This window comes from Xylophilus sp., from assembly GCA_009914555.1.
Lineage (GTDB): Bacteria > Pseudomonadota > Gammaproteobacteria > Burkholderiales > Burkholderiaceae_C > WNDY01.
The window spans coordinates 53,113-68,968 of the sequence record WNDY01000006.1; the positions used below are offsets into that span (position 1 = coordinate 53,113).

The window sequence follows — 15,856 nt, forward strand, 5'->3', positions numbered from 1 at the left end:
TGGCGGGAGTACGTCATCAGAAGTTTCCGACGATGAAGTCCTTGATGCGGCCGAAGGCGGTCTTCACCGAACCGTTCTTCTGCGCGACCTTGTAGCCGCGCAGTCGCGCGCGGCGGGCTTCTTCGAGCAGGCCCATGACGGTGGCGGCGCGCGGCTGCGACACCATGTCGGCCAGCGCGCCGCGGTAGTGCGGCACGCCGCGGCGCACCGGTTTGAGGAAGATGTCCTCGCCGAGTTCGACCATGCCGGGCATGACGGCGCTGCCGCCGGTCAGCACGATGCCGGAGGACAGCACCTCCTCGTAGCCCGACTCGCGGATGACCTGCTGCACCAGCGAGAAGATCTCCTCCACGCGCGGCTCGATCACGCCGGCCAGCGCCTGGCGCGAGAGCATGCGCGGCGCGCGGTCGCCCAGGCCCGGCACCTCGACCTGGGTGTCGGGGTCGGCCAGCAGCTGCTTGGCCACGCCGTTCTCGACCTTGATGTCCTCGGCGTCCTTGGTCGGCGTGCGCAGCGCCATGGCGATGTCGCTCGTGATGAGGTCGCCGGCGATCGGGATCACGGCGGTGTGGCGGATCGCGCCGCCGGTGAAGATGGCCACGTCGGTGGTGCCGGCGCCGATGTCGACCACGGCCACGCCGAGTTCGCGCTCGTCGTCGGTCAGCACGGCCTGGCTCGACACCAGCGGGTTGAGCAGCAGCTCGTCGACCTCCAGGCCGCAGCGGCGCACGCACTTGATGATGTTCTCGGCCGCGCTCTGGGCGCCGGTCACGATGTGGATCTTGGCTTCGAGCCGGATGCCGCTCATGCCGATCGGCTCGCGCACGTCCTGGCCGTCGATCACGAACTCCTGCGCAGCCACGAGCAGCAGGCGCTGGTCGGTCGAGATGTTGATCGCCTTGGCGGTCTCCATCACGCGGGCCACATCGGCCGGCGTGACCTCCTTGTCCTTGACCGCGACCATGCCGCTCGAATTCAGGCCGCGGATGTGGCTGCCGGTGATGCCGGTGTAGACGTGGGCGATCTTGCAGTCGGCCATCAGCTCGGCCTCTTTGAGCGCCTGCTGGATGCTCTGCACCGTGGCGTCGATGTTCACGACCACGCCGCGCTTGAGCCCGTTGCTCGGCGCCACGCCGAAGCCCGCGAGCTTGAGCTCGCCGCCGGACTGCACCTCGGCGACCACGGCCATGACCTTGGCCGTGCCGATGTCGAGCCCGACGACCAGATCCTTGTATTCCTTTGCCATATGCGTGCCTGATGTCTACGTTGTAGGGGTGCTGCTGAGCGCGATCCTCACCGCCGTCCTGCCGCGTGGGCGGCCGGGCGTGCGCGCGGGGCCTGCGGGGCCCGCGCGGCCTGCTCGGCCGTCACCGTGGTCACGCCGCGCAGCCGCACGGCATAGCCGTCGGTGTGGCGCAGGTCGGCTCCCTCCAGGGCGTCGGGCTTGCGGCCGTACTTGGCCGCCACCTCGCCCACCGTGCGCACGAAGCGCTGCGTGCGCGCGACCACCTGCTCGGGCGTGCCGCCGCCGAGTTCGATGACCGCATCGCCGTCGGTCCGCACGCGCCAGCCGCCGCGCGGCGACAGCGCCAGTTCCTCCACGTCCATGCCGAGCGGCGCGAACACCGGCTCCAGCCGGCGGTACATGGCCAGCACCACGGGCGCGTCGGCAGCCGGACCCTGGAGGCGCGGGAGGTCGTCCTCCTCGTCGCCGCCCTCGGCCTCGAACACCTCGCCCTGCGGGTTCAGCAGGGTCGAGTCCGACGCCGGCCCCCAGTAGGCGACGGCCTGGTGCTCCTGGATGACCACGCGCAGGCGGTTGGGGAACTCGCGCTGCACCGTGGCCGAGCGCACCCAGGGCGCGCTCAGGAAGGCCTCGCGCGTGCGCTCCAGGTCGATGGTGAAGAAGTTGCCGTCGAGCCGGGGGGCGACGTGCTCGCGCAGCGTGGCCGCGCTGTTGTGGGCGAGGTCGCCCTGCACCACGATGCGGCCGACCGCGAACGCCGGGTTGCGCATGACCCACCACACGGCCGCGCCGAGCGCGAACACGCCGAAGCCCAGGAACAGGACCGTGGCGGTCATGTTCATGAGCCGGACGTCGAACGGCGGGGGCGGCAGGGCCTGGGCCATGGGTCAGTCGTTGTGGCGGTCGGTGGAATCGAGCCCGGCCGACGCGGCGATGCGCAGGCACAGGTCCTCGTACGAAATGCCGGCCGCGCGCGCCGACAGCGGCACCAGCGAATGGCTGGTCATGCCGGGGGCGGTGTTGAGTTCCAGCAGGAAGGGCCTGCGGTCGCTCGCGCGGACCATGATGTCGGCGCGGCCCCAGCCGCGGCAGCCGAGCGTGCGGTAGCTCGCGAGCACGATGCGCTGGATCTCGCGCTCCTCGTCGGCGGGCAGGCCGCTCGGGCAGTGGTACTGCACCGCGTCGGTGAAGTACTTGTTCTGGTAGTCGTAGGCGCCCTCGGGCGCCTGGATGCGCACCACCGGCAGCGCGCGCGCGTCGGCGCCGGTGCCGATCACCGGGCAGGTGACCTCCTCGCCGTCGATGAACTCCTCGCAGAGCACGTCGGGGTCGTACCGCGCGGCCAGCGCGACCGCGTCCTGCATCTCGGAGTAGCCGCCCACCTTGGAGACGCCGATGGACGAGCCCTCGCGCGGCGGCTTGACGATCAGCGGCAGGCCCAGCACGTCGGGCACCACGCGCACCTGCTCGCGCGCCTGCTGGTCGGAGGCCAGACGCACGTAGCGCGGCGTGGGCAGCCCTTCGGCGATCCACATGCGCTTGGTCATGACCTTGTCCATCGCGATGGCCGAGGCCAGCACGCCGGGGCCGGTGTAGGGGATGCCGAGCAGTTCGAGCGCGCCCTGGACCGTGCCGTCCTCGCCGTGGCGGCCGTGCAGCGTGATGAAGGCGCGGTCGAAGCCTTCGTCCTTCAGGGCTTCGAGCCGGCGTTCGGCCGGGTCGAACGCATGCGCATCGACGCCGCGCGCGCGCAGCGCCGCGAGCACGCCGGTGCCGGAGAGGAGGGACACCTCGCGCTCGGCCGAGGTGCCGCCGAGCAGCACGGCGACCTTGCCGAGCGACGCGGGATCGATGGATGGTGCGCGACTCACGATACCCTTCCCAGTACACTTCCAATACGAACGATTTCTGCCGGCACTGACCCTATACTCCCTGCCCCCATGCAGACGACGACGTCGCCGTCGCGGGCGTTGTCGAGGACGGCCTGCGGCAGCGCGGCCACGTCCTCGACGAAGAGCGGCTCGACCTTGGCCGCCACGCGCAGCGCGCGCACCAGCGCCCGGCCGTCGGCCGCGACGATCGGGCTCTCGCCGGCCGCATAGACCTCGGTCAGCAGCACGGCGTCGGCATGGCGGCCGATGACCGCGACGAAGTCCTCGAAGCAGTCGCGCGTGCGGCTGTAGCGGTGCGGCTGGAACGCGAGCACCACGCGGCGGCCCGGGAAGGCGCCGCGCACGGCCGCGAGCGTGGCTTCCATCTCGACCGGATGGTGGCCGTAGTCGTCGATGACGGCGAAGCTGCCCCCGCTGCGCGCAGGCACGTTGCCATAGCGCTGGAAGCGCCGGCCCACGCCGCCGAAGGCGGCGAGCGCGCGCAGCACGGCCTCGTCCGGCACGTTGAGTTCGGCGGCCACGGCGATGGCCGCGAGCGCGTTGCGCACGTTGTGCTCGCCGGCCAGGTTGAGCACCACGTCCAGGTCCGCCAGCGTGACGCCGTTGCGGCGCTGCACCGTGAAGTGCATCTGCGGGCCGACGGCGCGCACCTTCACTGCGCGCACCTGCGCGTCCTCGCCCAGGCCGTAGCTCGTCACCGGGCGCGACACGTCGGCCAGGATGGCGCGCACGCCGGGGCTGTCCACGCAGAGCACGGCCGCGCCGTAGAACGGCATGCGGTGCAGGAAGTCGACGAAGGCCTGGCGGAGCCGGCCGATGTCGTGGCCGTAGGTCTCCATGTGGTCGGCATCGATGTTGGTGACGACGGCCATGACCGGCAGCAGGTTGAGGAACGAGGCGTCGGACTCGTCGGCCTCGACCACGATGTACTCGCCCGCGCCGAGCCGGGCGTTGGCGCCGGCGCTGTTGAGCCTGCCGCCGATCACGAAGGTCGGGTCCAGCCCGCCCTCGGCCAGCACCGCGGTGACGAGGCTCGTCGTGGTCGTCTTGCCGTGGGTGCCGGCGATCGCGATGCCGCGTTTCAGGCGCATCAGCTCGGCCAGCATCAGCGCGCGCGGCACGACCGGGATCTTCCGCGCGCGGGCAGCCCGCACCTCGGGGTTGTCGGCCCGCACCGCGGTGGAGGTGACGACCGCGTCGGCGCCCTCGATGTGCGCGGCGGCGTGGCCGACCTGCGTGGCGATGCCCAGGCCCGCGAGCCGGCGCAGCGTGGCGCTGTCGGCCAGATCGGAGCCCGAGACGGTGTAGCCCAGGTTGTGCAGCACCTCGGCGATGCCGGACATGCCGGCGCCGCCGACGCCGACGAAATGGATGTGGCGGATGGCGTGCTTCACCGGCGGCCTCCACGCACGATGGATTCGTCGGCATCCTTGATGCCTTCGACGAAATGGATGTGGCGGATCGCGTGCTTCATCGGGCTGCGGCTTTCTCGATCTCGTCGGCCACGCGCGCCGCGGCCTGCGGCCGGGCTAGCGCGCGCGCCTGCTGCGCGAGCGACAGCAGCCCGTCGCGCGTGGTGCCGCGCAGCAGCTCGGCCAGCCGCCCGGCGCTCAGGTCGGACTGCGGCAGGTGCACGGCCGCGCCGTGGCCGGCCAGGAACGCGGCGTTGTCGCGCTGGTGCGCGGTGGTGCGGATCACGAGCGGCACCAGCACGCTGGCGACGCCGGCGGCGCAGAGTTCGCTGACGGTCACCGCGCCGGCGCGGCAGACCACGAGGTCGCAGTGCGCGAGCGCGGCGGCCATGTCGGCGATGAACGGCACCACCTCGGCCTGCACGCCGGCCTGCGCATAGGCCGCCTGCACGCCGTCGGCATGGGCGGTGCCGGTCTGGTGCAGCGTGAGCGGCCGCTCCTCGGGCGGCAGCAGCGCGAGCGCGGCCGGCACCGTCTTGTTGAGCACGCGCGCGCCGAGGCTGCCGCCGACGACGAGCAGCCGCAGCGGCCCCGCGCGGCCGGCGAAGCGCTCGGCCGGCGGCGGCAGCGATTCGATCTCGCGGCGCACCGGGTTGCCGGTGACCACGGCGCGCTTCGTGCGCTGCGCGTCGGGGCCGTCGAAGCCGAACGCGACGCGGTCGGCCACCGGCAGCAGGGCCTTGTTGGACAGCAGCAGCGCCGCGTCGGCGTTGACCAGCACGAGCGGCTTGCCGAGCACGCCGGCCACGAGCCCGCCGGGAAAGCAGACATAGCCGCCCATGCCGAGCACCGCGTCGGCGCGGCGCTGCCGCAGGATGCGCCAGCCCTGGAAGAACGATGCCAGCAGCGTGGCCGCGCCGCGCAGCGCCTGCAGCGGGCCCTTGCCGCGCAGGCCACCGAACGCGAGCCGGTCGAGCGCGATGCCGGCGGGCGGCACCAGCGTGTTCTCCATGCCCGCGGGCGTGCCGATCCAGCTGACCGTCCAGCCGCGCGAGAGCATCTCGCGCGCGACCGCGAGGCCGGGGATCACGTGGCCGCCGGTGCCGGCCGCCATGATGACGAGGTGACTCAAGGGAGTATCCCCCCCCCCCAAGCACTTATGCAATAGGCGGCATGGGGTCATACCCTGCCCCCTTTCATGAGCACCCTGTTCTCCCAGTCGATCCGCAGCACCACCGCGATCGCCACGAGGTTCAGCAGGATGGCCGAGCCGCCGTAGCTCATGAACGGCAGCGTCAGGCCCTTGGTCGGCAGCGCGCCGAGGTTGACGCCCATGTTGATGAACGACTGGAAGCCGACCCAGATGCCCACGCCCTGCGCGACCAGGCCGGCGAACACGCGGTCCAGCGCGATGGCCTGACGGCCGATGACCATGATGCGGCGCGTGAGCCAGAGGAACAGCACGATCGCGCAGAGCACGCCCACCAGGCCGAACTCCTCGCCGATCACCGCCATCAGGAAGTCGGTGTGCGCCTCGGGCAGCCAGTGCAGCTTCTCGACGCTGCCGCCCAGGCCCACGCCGAAGATCTCGCCGCGGCCGATGGCGATCAGCGAATGCGACAGCTGGTAGCCCTTGCCGAGCGCATGCTTCTCGTTCCAGGGGTTGAGGTAGGCGAAGATGCGCTCGCGCCGCCACTCCGAGCCCGCGACCATGAGGCCGAAGGCCACGACGACGAGCGCGGCGATCAGGAAGAACATGCGCGCGTTCACGCCGCCCAGGAACAGGATGCCCATGGCGATCACCGCGATCACCATGAAGGCGCCCATGTCGGGCTCGGCCAGCAGCAGCACGCCGACCAGCACCACGGCCAGGCCTATCGGCAGCACGGCGCGGAAGAAGCGCTCCTTGACCTCCATGCGCCGCACCATGTAGCCGGCCGCGTAGACCACGGTGGCGAACTTGGCGAGTTCGGACGGCTGGAAGTTCATGACGCCCAGCGGCAGCCAGCGGCGCGCGCCGTTGACGCTGCGGCCCACGTGCGGCACCAGCATCAGCGCCAGCAGCACGAGCGAGGCGATGAAGAGCGTGGGCGCCCAGCGCTCCCAGGTCTTGATCGGCACCTGGAAGGCCAGCACCGCGCCGGTGAAGGCCAGCACGATCGACAGGCCGTGGCGCAGCAGGAAGGACATCTGGTGGAAGCCCTGGCGCGCGAAGCGCGGGTTGTCGGGCAGCGCGATCGAGGCCGAATAGACCATGACCAGCCCCCAGGCCACGAGCGCGATGACGACCCAGACCAGCGCCCGGTCGAAGCCGGCGACCGTGGCCGGCGAGGTGCTCGCACGGCTCCAGTCGCTGCCGGCGCTGCTGCTGTAGACGCCGGCATGCACCGGCATCGGATCGCCGGCCTTCTCGCCGCGGCCGAACCAGGAGGCGATGCGTGCGGTGACGGTCATGGCGTGCTCTCCAGCGTGAGGCCGGCCGCGTCGGCCAGGGCCTGCACCGCGCCAGCGAACACGCGGGCGCGGTGCTCGTAGCCGGTGAACATGTCGAAGCTGGCGCAGGCCGGCGACAGCAGCACCGCGTCGCCGGCCTGGGCGCGCCCGGCGGCTGTGCGCACGGCCTCCTCCAGCGTGGCGGCGTCGAGGAGCGGCACGCCGGCGTCTTCCAGCGCGGCGCGGATCTGCGGCGCATCGCGGCCGATCAGCACCACCGCGCGCGCATGGCGCGCGACCGGCGCGGCCAGCGGCGCGAAGTCCTGGCCCTTGCCGTCTCCGCCGAGGATGGCGACGATGCGGCGCTCGGCGCCCAGGCCCGTGAGCGCGGCCACGGTGGCGCCGACGTTGGTGCCCTTGCTGTCGTCGAAGTATTCGACCTCGTCGATGACGGCCAGCGGCTCGACGCGGTGCGGCTCGCCGCGGTATTCGCGCAGGCCGAAGAGCATCGGCGCGAGCGGGCAGCCGGCCGCATGGGCCAGCGCCAGCGCGGCCAGCGCGTTGGCCGCGTTGTGGCGGCCGCGGATGCGCAGCGCGTCGGCCGGCATCAGGCGCTGGATGTGCAGGTCCTCCGGGCCGTCCTTGCGGCGGCGGGTCTCGTCGGCCTCCAGCGCGCGCACCAGCCAGGCCATGCCGTTGACGTTCTCGATGCCGTAGTCGCCGGGGCGCTGCGGCAGGTCGGTGCCGAAGGTGACGCAGGGCCGCTGGCGCGGCTTCTGCCATTTGACCTTGACCGGCGAAGGAGAGCCTCGTGCCCCCACGCTCGCCGCTGCGCGTGCTTCGCTGCCCCCCGAGGGGGCTGCGGCCGCCTTCGGGCGGCCGGGCGGCGGCAGCATGGCCATCACCGTGTCGTCCTCGCGGTTGAGCACCAGCAGCCCGCGCTCGCCGAAGATGCGCGCCTTGGCCGCGGCATACGAGGCGATGTCGCCGTGCCAGTCGAGGTGGTCCTGCGTGACGTTGAGCACCGCCGCCGCCGTGGGCTCGAAGCCCTGCACCCCGTCGAGCTGGAAGCTGGAGAGTTCGAGCACCCAGACCTCGGGCAGCGTGCCCGCGTCGATGCGCGCGGCCAGCGTGTCGAGCAGCGTCGGGCCGATGTTGCCGGCGACCGCGACCGTCTTGCCGGCACGCGCGACGAGCTGGCCCGTGAGCGCGGTCACGGTCGTCTTGCCGTTGGTGCCGGTGATGGCGAGTACGGCCGGGCGGTAGCCCGGCTCGGGCGCGGGCAGGGCAACGGCATCGGGACCATTCCTCATACCCTCGGGGATATCATCTTGCAGCCCGCTCTCTTCGGACACTATAGGTCTATACTCCCCGGCACCCTCCTCTGCTTCGGCAGCCGCTCCATCCGCCTCGCGCAGATCGGCCAGCGCCCGGGCGAACAGATCCAGCTCGCCGCCGACCGGCAGGCCGATCGCGCGCGCGGCATCGGCCACCGGCGCGATCACGGCCGGCGACAGGCCGGGCGAGCGGTAGACCGCCCGCACCGTCGTGCCCTCGACCAGCGCCGGCGTGAACGGCCCGCCGACGAAGGCGGCGCCCGGCACGTCCCGCGCGAGCGCGGCGCGCTGCGGCGGGTCCTCGCGCGTGTCGGCCACAGTCACCTGCGCACCGTGGCGGGCGCACCAGCGCGCCATCGCCAGGCCCGAGGCGCCCAGCCCCAGGATCAGTACGGGGAGGTCCTGAAGGTGCTTCATCGGAGTTTCAGCGTGGTCAGGCCCACGAGGCACAGCAGCATCGTGATGATCCAGAAGCGCACGACGACCTGCGTCTCTTTCCAGCCGCCCTCCTCGAAGTGGTGGTGCAGCGGCGCCATGCGCAGCAGCCGCCGGCCCTCGCCCCAGCGGCGGCGGGTGTACTTGAACCAGACCACCTGCAGCATCACCGACAGCGCCTCGACCACGAAGATGCCGCCCATGATCGCGAGAACGATCTCCTGGCGCACGATGATGGCGATGGCGCCGAGCGCGCCGCCGAGCGCGAGCGCGCCCACGTCGCCCATGAAGACCTGGGCCGGGTGCGTGTTGAACCAGAGGAACGCGAGCCCCGCGCCGGCCATGGCCGAGCAGAAGATCAGCAGCTCGCCCGAGCCCGGGATGTGCGGGAACAGCAGGTACTTCGAATAGGCGGCGCTGCCGGTCACGTAGGCGAACACGCCAAGCGAGGCGCCGACCATCACCACCGGCATGATCGCCAGGCCGTCGAGCCCGTCGGTCAGGTTGACCGCGTTGCTCGACCCGACGATCACGAGGTAGGTCAGGACCATGAAGCCGATCACGCCGAGCGGGTAGCTCACCTCCTTGAAGAACGGCAGCAGCAGGCCGGCCTTGGGCGGCAGGCTCACGTCGAAACCCGAGCGCACCCAGTTGATGAACAGCTCGACCACGCGCCCGTTGGAGTTCTCGGAGATGCTGAACACGAGGTAGAGCGCGGCCAGCAGGCCGATGACCGACTGCCAGAAGTACTTCTCGCGCGAGCGCATGCCCTCCGGGTCCTTGCGCACGACCTTGCGCCAGTCGTCCACCCAGCCGATGGCGCCGAAGCCCAGCATCACCGCCAGCACGATCCAGACGAAGCGGTTGGACAGGTCGGCCCAGAGCAGCGTCGAGACGGTGATGGCCAGCAGGATCAGCACGCCGCCCATGGTCGGCGTGCCGTTCTTCGACAGGTGCGACTGCATCGCATAGCCGCGCACCGGCTGGCCGATCTTGAGCTCGGCGAGCTTGCGGATCACGAACGGGCCGGCCAGCAGGCCGATCAGCAGCGCGGTCACGGCGGCCATCACTGCGCGCAGCGTGATGTACTGGAACACGCGGAAGTAGCTGAGCTCGGGCGACAGCCCCTGCAGCCATTGGGCCAGGCTCAGCAGCATGCGGCTGCCCCCGGCGAAACGTTGAAGAGAGGAGATGCTGCTGTTGTCATTCTTGCTTGCCTGAACCGTCCGAACCGGCGGCGGCCGAGATCGCCTCGACCACCCGCTCCATGCGCATCGAGCGCGAACCCTTGACCAGTACGCTGCCTGCGGCCGGCAGCGCGGCGCGCACCGCCTCCAGCAGCGGCGCGAGGTCGTCGAAATGGCGGCCGGCCGCACCGGCCTGCCGCGCGATCGCCGCGGCCTGGCGCCCCAGCGTGAAGACCTGGCCGATGCCGCGCGCGCGGGCATGGTCGCCGACCTCGGCATGGAAGGCCGGGCCCTGGTCGCCCACCTCGGCCATGTCGCCGGCCACCAGCAGCTGCGGCTGCGGCAGGGCCGCGAGCACGTCGACGGCGGCGCGCATCGAATCGGGGTTGGCGTTGTAGGTATCGTCCACCACGGTGACCGTGCGGCCGCCGAGCCGGAGCTGGAAGGCGCGCGAGCGGCCCTGGACCGGCTCGAACGCGGCGAGGCCGGCGCCTATGGCCGCGAGCGGCGCCCCGGCGCCGAGCGCGGCGGCCGTGGCGGCGAGCGCGTTCTTGACGTTGTGGCCGCCGGCGATGCCCAGCGTGAATTCCAGCGGGCCGGCCGGCGTGTCGACCTGCACCTGCCAGGCGTCGCCCTGCCAGTCGGCATGGCGCAGGCGCACGTCGGCCGGGCCTTGCGTGGCGAACGTGATGTGGCGGCGCGAGCCGGCCAGCGCCTGCCAGACGCCAGCGTAGTCGTCGTCGGCCGGCCACACGGCCACGCCGGCCGCATCGAGCGCCGCGATGGCCGCGCCGTTCTCGCGGGCCACGGCCTCGACCGTGTGCATGAATTCCTGGTGCTCGCGCTGGGCATTGTTGACCAGCGCGACCGTCGGCCGGGCTATCGATCCGAGCTGCGCGATCTCGCCCGGATGGTTCATGCCGAGTTCGACCACGCCGGCGCGGTGCGAAGCGCGCAGCCGCAGCAGCGTGAGCGGCACGCCCACGTCGTTGTTGAGGTTGCCCTGGGTGGCGAAGGCCGCGTCGCCGTGCCAGGCGCGCAGGATGGCCGCGACCATCTGGGTGACCGTGGTCTTGCCGTTGCTGCCGGTGACCGCGACGAGCGGAAGATCGAACTGCGCGCGCCAGCCGGCGGCGATGCGGCCGAGCGCGGCGCGGCCGTCGTCCACCCGCACGCCGGGCAGGCCGGCCGTGTCGAGGCCGCGCTCGGCCACCACGGCGGCGGCGCCGGCGGCGCGGGCCTGCGGCAGGAAGTCGTGCGCGTCGAAGCGCTCGCCGCGCAGCGCGACGAACAGGTCGCCGGGTCGGAGGCTGCGGGTGTCGGTGTGCACGCGCGCGACCGGCACGGTGCCGTCGCCCATGAGCGTGCCGCCGGCCCAGGCGGCGGCCTGCGCGAGGGTCATCATCGCCAGGGCACTCATGCAGCCGTCCTTGCGGCGAGCGCGGCCTCGGCCTCGGCGCGGTCGGAGAACGGGCGGCGCACGCCGGCCGTCTCCTGGGTGGCCTCGTGGCCCTTGCCGGCGATCAGCACCACATCGGCCGGCGCGGCCTCGGCCAGCGCGGCGTGGATCGCGCGGGCGCGGTCCGCTTCGGTGCACGCATCGGCGAGCGCGGGCAGGCCGACGGCGATCTGCTCGATGATGGCCCGCGGGTCTTCGCTGCGCGGGTTGTCGCTGGTGATCCAGACGCGGTCGGCGCCGCGCGCGGCGGCCTGGGCCATACGCGGGCGTTTCGTCGCATCGCGGTCGCCGCCGCAGCCGAACACGCAGATGAGCCGGCCGCCGCGCGCACGGCTGAGCGGGCGCAGCGCGGCCAGCGCCTTCTCGATGGCATCGGGCGTGTGGGCATAGTCCACGACCGCCAGCGGCTGGCCGTCGCGCGCGACGCGCTCCATGCGGCCGGGCACCGGTGCCAGCCGGGCGCAGGCCGCCGCGGCCTCGGCCAGCGGAACGCCAAGGGTGCGCAGCGCGGCGACCACGCCGAGCAGGTTGCTCAGGTTGTAGTCGCCGCCGATGTCTGCATAGAGGGGTATGGGCTCACTGTGCCCGTTCTCCGCCAGCTGGCAGGAGATTCCCCGGGCGGTATATTGAATGACTTGCGCAACCAGCCGGGCGCCGGCATGCAGCGAGACGGTCCACACGTCCAGGCCCCCGCCGGCCAGTTCGCCGGCCAGACGCACGCCGGCCGGATCGTCCACATTGACCACTGCGGCCCGCAGGCCCTCGTGCGCGAACAGCGCGACCTTGGCCCGCCAGTAGGCTTCCATGCTGCCGTGGTAGTCGAGGTGGTCCTGGGTGAAGTTCGTGAAGATCGCGGTGCGGATGCGCGTGCCCGCGAGGCGCTGCTCGGCGATGCCGATGGACGAAGCCTCGATCGCCGCGGCCCGGAGCCCGCCGTCGGCGAACGTGCGGAAGGCGCGCTGCAGCAGCACCGGGTCTGGCGTCGTCAGGCCGTTGTGGACCACGCCGTCCGGCGGCACGCCGGTGCCCAGCGTGCCGACCACGGCGCAGCCGATGCCGGCCTGCGTGGCGGCCTGGGCCAGCCACCAGGCGGTGCTGGTCTTGCCGTTGGTGCCGGTCACGGCCAGCACGTCGAGCGCGTGCGAGGGCCGGCCGAACCACAGCGCGGCGATCGGGCCGGTGGCGGCTTTCAAACCAGGGTAGGCCGCGACCTCGGCCGTGCCGAAGTCGAACACCTCGGCGCCTTCGGCCTCCACGAGCGCCGCCCCAGCGCCCTGCGCGAAAGCGTTGCCGACGAAGCCGCGTCCATCCGTCGCGGCACCGGGCCAGGCGATGAAGCCGTCGCCCGCGCCGACCGCGCGGCTGTCGGTCTGCAGCGTGCCGGGCGCGCGCGCGCGCAGCCACTGCACGGCCTGTTCAGGAGTGCGAAGGATCGTCGGGCTCACAGCGATTCCTGCACCGGATCGGCCACGATCTGCGGCTTGACGCTGAGGTCGGGCTGCACGCCCATGAGGCGCAGCGTCTGCTGCACCACTTCGCTGAACACCGGCCCGGCGACGGTGCCGCCGTAGTAGGAGCCGGCGCTCGGCTCGTCGACCATGACGGCGACGATGATGCGCGGCTTCTCGATCGGCGCCATGCCGGTGAACCAGGCGCGGTACTTGCCCGCGGCGTAGCCGCGGCCGACCTGCTTGCGCGCCGTGCCGGACTTGCCGCCGACCGAATAGCTCACGGTCTGCGCCTTCTGGCCGGTGCCGCCGGGGCCAGCCGCGAGCCAGAGCATGTGGCGCACCTCGGCCGCGTTCTCGGCCGAGAACACGCGCGTGCCGACCGGCGCCCCGGTGCTCTTGAGGATGGTGGCCGGGATCACGCTGCCGTCATGGGCGAAGGCGGTGTAGGAGCGCGCCATCTGGAACAGCGAGGCCGACAGGCCGTAGCCGTACGACATGGTGGCCTGCTCGATCGGCCGCCAGCTCTTCCAGGGCCGCAGCCGGCCGCTGACCGCGCCGGGGAACTGGATCTGCGGCTTCTGACCGAAGCCGAGCGCGCTGAAGTGGTCCCACATCTCCTGGGCCGACAGGCGCTGCGAGACCTTGGTCGCGCCGATGTTGCTCGACTTCTGGATCACGCCCTCGACCGTCAGCAGCCCATGGTTGCTGGTGTCGGTGATCGTCGAGCCGGTCACCGTGTAGCGGCCCGGGTTGGTGTCGATGAGCGTCGAAGGTTTCACACGGCCCAGCTCCAGCGCGGTGGCGATGGTGATCGGCTTCATCGTCGAGCCGGGCTCGAAGGTGTCGGTGAGCGCGCGGTTGCGCAGCTGCTCGCCGGTGAGGTTGCCGCGGTGGCCCGGGTCGTAGCTCGGATAGTTGGCCAGCGCCAGCAGTTCGCCGGTGACGGCGTCGAGCACGACCACGCTGCCGGCCTTGGCCTTGTTGGCGGTGACCGCGTCGCGCAGCTTCTGGTAGGCGAAGAACTGGACCTTGCTGTCCACCGACAGCTGGATGTCCTTGCCGTCGACCGGCGGGATCTGCTCGCCCACGCCCTCGACCACGCGGCCCAGGCGGTCCTTGATCACACGGCGCGAGCCGGGCTTGCCGGCCAGCTCGTCGTTGAAGGCGAGTTCCATGCCTTCCTGGCCGCGGTCTTCCACATTGGTGAAGCCGACCACGTGCGCGGCCGACTCGCCCTCGGGGTACTGGCGCTTGTATTCCTTGCGCTGGTAGATGCCCTTGACGCCCTGCGCGGCGATCTTCTGGCCGATGTCCCAGTCGACCTGGCGCTTGATCCAGACGAAGGTCTTGTCCTCGTTCTCGATCTTCTTCTCGAACTCGGCGAACGGCATCTCCAGCAGCTTGGCGATCTGCTGGAGCTTGGCCCGCACTTCGGGATCGTCGCGGTCGATGTCCTCGGGAATGCCCCAGATGCTGGCGGCCGGCACGCTGGAGGCGAGGATCAGGCCGTTGCGGTCGAGGATGCGGCCGCGGTTGGCCGGCAGCTCCAGCGTGCGGGCGAAGCGGACCTCGCCCTGGCACTGGAAGAAGTCGTTGCCCACGACCTGCACGTAGAGCGCGCGGCCGGCCAGCCCCAGGAAACCGAAGGCGATCATCGCGACGATGAACTTGCTGCGCCAGACCGGCGTCTTGCTGGCCAGCAGCGGGCTGGTGGCGTAGCGCACGCTGCGGCTCATTGGGACGCTCCTGCCGGCGCGGCCGGGGCGGCGTCCTGCGGCACCGGCGCCGGTGTGCCCTTGTCGTGCACGTACTGGGTGATCGCCGGCGTGGCCGTGCGCATCTTGAGCTGGTCGCGCGCCATCTTCTCCACGCGCAGGGGAGTGGCCTGGGCGCGGCGCTCGACCTGCAGGCGGTCGAAGTCGGTGGCGAGGCTGCGGCCCTCGGACACGGCACGGTCGAGCGCGGTGAACAGCTGGCGCGATTTGTACTGCGTGTGCACGAGGTAGAGCGCGCTCGCGATGACGGCGAGCAGCAGCACGAGGCTCAATCGGGTCATGCGGGCACCTCGGTGCGCTCGGCCACCCGCAGCACGGCGCTGCGGGCGCGCGGGTTGGCCTCGACCTCGGCGGCCGAGGGCTTGATGCGCCCGATGGCGCGCAGGCGCTGCGGCTTGGGCGGCGCGAACGGCGCGCGGCGGTCGTAGACCTCCTTCGAATGCCGGGCGATGAAGGTCTTGACGATGCGGTCTTCGAGCGAATGGAAGCTGATGACCGCGAGCCGGCCGCCCGGCGCCAGCACGCGCAGGCAGGCGTCTAGTGCCTGCTGGAGCTCTTCAAGCTCAGCGTTGATGAAAATCCGCAGTGCCTGAAATGTGCGCGTCGCAGGGTTCTGGCCCGGCTCGCGGGTCTTGACCGCACCGGCCACGAGTTCGGCCAGTTCGGCTGTGCGGGCAAGGGGGCCGCGCTCCTGCCGGCGCGCAACAATCGCCTTTGCAATGGGGCCAGCAAACCGTTCTTTACCGAAGTCACGTATCACCTCCGCGATCTGTTGCACGTCGGCCGTGGCGAGCCAGTCGGCCACGCTCTCGCCGCGCGTCGTGTCCATGCGCATGTCGAGCGGGCCGTCGCCGCGGAAGCTGAAGCCGCGCTCGGGATTGTCGATCTGCGGCGAACTCACGCCCAAGTCCATCAGCACGCCGGCCACGCTGCCCGCGGGCAGGTCGCCCAGCCCCACGAAGCCCCCGTGCCGGATCGCAAAGCGCGCATCGGCGATGCGCGCGGCCTCGGCGACGGCCTCGATGTCCTTGTCGAAGGCAATGAGCCGGCCGCCCGCGGGCAGGCGCGAGAGGATCAGGCGCGCATGCCCGCCGCGGCCGAACGTGGCATCCACGTAGGTGCCCGCCGCGAGTTGCGCCGCCGTGCCGTCGGACGCAGGCTGCGCCGACAGGGCGTCCACTGCTTCGTTGAGCAGGACGGTGGTGTGCCGCCACTGGTTGTCCACGCTG

The 15,856-nt window shown here is 71.8% G+C and carries 13 protein-coding genes; all 13 read right to left on the minus strand.

All coding sequences use genetic code 11. From position 1 onward, the window contains the following. Positions 1-16 precede the first annotated feature (16 nt). A complete protein-coding gene (gene ftsA / locus GAK38_RS05310) occupies positions 17-1,246 on the minus strand; it encodes a cell division protein FtsA (protein ID WP_325342066.1) in 1,230 nt (409 codons plus the stop codon). 47 nt (positions 1,247-1,293) lie between these two features. Beyond that, positions 1,294-2,130 carry a cell division protein FtsQ/DivIB gene (locus tag GAK38_RS05315; protein WP_325342068.1) on the minus strand — a complete coding sequence of 279 codons (837 nt, stop codon included), beginning with the start codon at positions 2,128-2,130 and terminating at the stop codon, positions 1,294-1,296. 3 nt (positions 2,131-2,133) lie between these two features. Beyond that, positions 2,134-3,117 (minus strand): D-alanine--D-alanine ligase, encoded by a 984-nt coding sequence (locus GAK38_RS05320; protein ID WP_325342070.1) that lies wholly within the window; start codon positions 3,115-3,117, stop codon positions 2,134-2,136. Further along, positions 3,114-4,532, minus strand: coding sequence for a UDP-N-acetylmuramate--L-alanine ligase (gene murC / locus GAK38_RS05325; RefSeq protein WP_325342072.1), 1,419 nt, complete (start codon positions 4,530-4,532; stop codon positions 3,114-3,116). The genes GAK38_RS05320 and murC overlap by 4 nt, the downstream gene beginning before the upstream one ends. A 76-nt stretch (positions 4,533-4,608) precedes the next feature. Beyond that, positions 4,609-5,682 carry an undecaprenyldiphospho-muramoylpentapeptide beta-N-acetylglucosaminyltransferase gene (gene murG / locus GAK38_RS05330; protein ID WP_325342074.1) on the minus strand — a complete coding sequence of 358 codons (1,074 nt, stop codon included), beginning with the start codon at positions 5,680-5,682 and terminating at the stop codon, positions 4,609-4,611. A gap of 47 nt (positions 5,683-5,729) precedes the next feature. Continuing rightward, positions 5,730-7,004, minus strand: coding sequence for a putative lipid II flippase FtsW (ftsW, locus tag GAK38_RS05335; RefSeq protein WP_325342076.1), 1,275 nt, complete (start codon positions 7,002-7,004; stop codon positions 5,730-5,732). Continuing rightward, complete coding sequence (locus GAK38_RS05340) at positions 7,001-8,737, minus strand: Mur ligase family protein (protein WP_325342078.1); 1,737 nt, start codon at positions 8,735-8,737, stop codon at positions 7,001-7,003. Before GAK38_RS05340 ends, ftsW begins: the two co-directional genes overlap by 4 nt. Continuing rightward, complete coding sequence (gene mraY / locus GAK38_RS05345; protein WP_325342080.1) at positions 8,734-9,912, minus strand: phospho-N-acetylmuramoyl-pentapeptide-transferase; 1,179 nt, start codon at positions 9,910-9,912, stop codon at positions 8,734-8,736. The genes GAK38_RS05340 and mraY overlap by 4 nt, the downstream gene beginning before the upstream one ends. Positions 9,913-9,958: 46 nt before the next feature. Beyond that, positions 9,959-11,362 carry a UDP-N-acetylmuramoyl-tripeptide--D-alanyl-D-alanine ligase gene (locus GAK38_RS05350; RefSeq protein WP_325342082.1) on the minus strand — a complete coding sequence of 468 codons (1,404 nt, stop codon included), beginning with the start codon at positions 11,360-11,362 and terminating at the stop codon, positions 9,959-9,961. Then, positions 11,359-12,852, minus strand: coding sequence for a UDP-N-acetylmuramoyl-L-alanyl-D-glutamate--2,6-diaminopimelate ligase (locus GAK38_RS05355; RefSeq protein ID WP_443089158.1), 1,494 nt, complete (start codon positions 12,850-12,852; stop codon positions 11,359-11,361). Before GAK38_RS05355 ends, GAK38_RS05350 begins: the two co-directional genes overlap by 4 nt. Then, the gene (locus GAK38_RS05360) at positions 12,843-14,588 is read right to left on the minus strand and encodes a peptidoglycan D,D-transpeptidase FtsI family protein (protein ID WP_325342086.1); all 1,746 of its coding nucleotides are present in this window, start codon (positions 14,586-14,588) and stop codon (positions 12,843-12,845) included. The genes GAK38_RS05355 and GAK38_RS05360 overlap by 10 nt, the downstream gene beginning before the upstream one ends. Beyond that, the gene (gene ftsL / locus GAK38_RS05365; RefSeq protein WP_325342088.1) at positions 14,585-14,908 is read right to left on the minus strand and encodes a cell division protein FtsL; all 324 of its coding nucleotides are present in this window, start codon (positions 14,906-14,908) and stop codon (positions 14,585-14,587) included. The genes GAK38_RS05360 and ftsL overlap by 4 nt, the downstream gene beginning before the upstream one ends. Then, positions 14,905-15,852 carry a 16S rRNA (cytosine(1402)-N(4))-methyltransferase RsmH gene (gene rsmH / locus GAK38_RS05370; protein ID WP_325342090.1) on the minus strand — a complete coding sequence of 316 codons (948 nt, stop codon included), beginning with the start codon at positions 15,850-15,852 and terminating at the stop codon, positions 14,905-14,907. The genes ftsL and rsmH overlap by 4 nt, the downstream gene beginning before the upstream one ends. Positions 15,853-15,856 lie beyond the last annotated feature (4 nt).

Coding starts and splice junctions, on each gene's coding strand:
- ftsA (WP_325342066.1), bottom strand. CDS start 1,246: ATGGCAAAGGAATACAAGGATCTGGTCGTCGGGCTCGACATCGGCACG.
- GAK38_RS05315 (WP_325342068.1), bottom strand. CDS start 2,130: ATGGCCCAGGCCCTGCCGCCCCCGCCGTTCGACGTCCGGCTCATGAAC.
- ftsW (WP_325342076.1), bottom strand. CDS start 7,004: ATGACCGTCACCGCACGCATCGCCTCCTGGTTCGGCCGCGGCGAGAAG.
- GAK38_RS05340 (WP_325342078.1), bottom strand. CDS start 8,737: ATGAAGCACCTTCAGGACCTCCCCGTACTGATCCTGGGGCTGGGCGCC.
- mraY (WP_325342080.1), bottom strand. CDS start 9,912: ATGCTGCTGAGCCTGGCCCAATGGCTGCAGGGGCTGTCGCCCGAGCTC.
- GAK38_RS05350 (WP_325342082.1), bottom strand. CDS start 11,362: ATGAGTGCCCTGGCGATGATGACCCTCGCGCAGGCCGCCGCCTGGGCC.
- GAK38_RS05360 (WP_325342086.1), bottom strand. CDS start 14,588: ATGAGCCGCAGCGTGCGCTACGCCACCAGCCCGCTGCTGGCCAGCAAG.
- ftsL (WP_325342088.1), bottom strand. CDS start 14,908: ATGACCCGATTGAGCCTCGTGCTGCTGCTCGCCGTCATCGCGAGCGCG.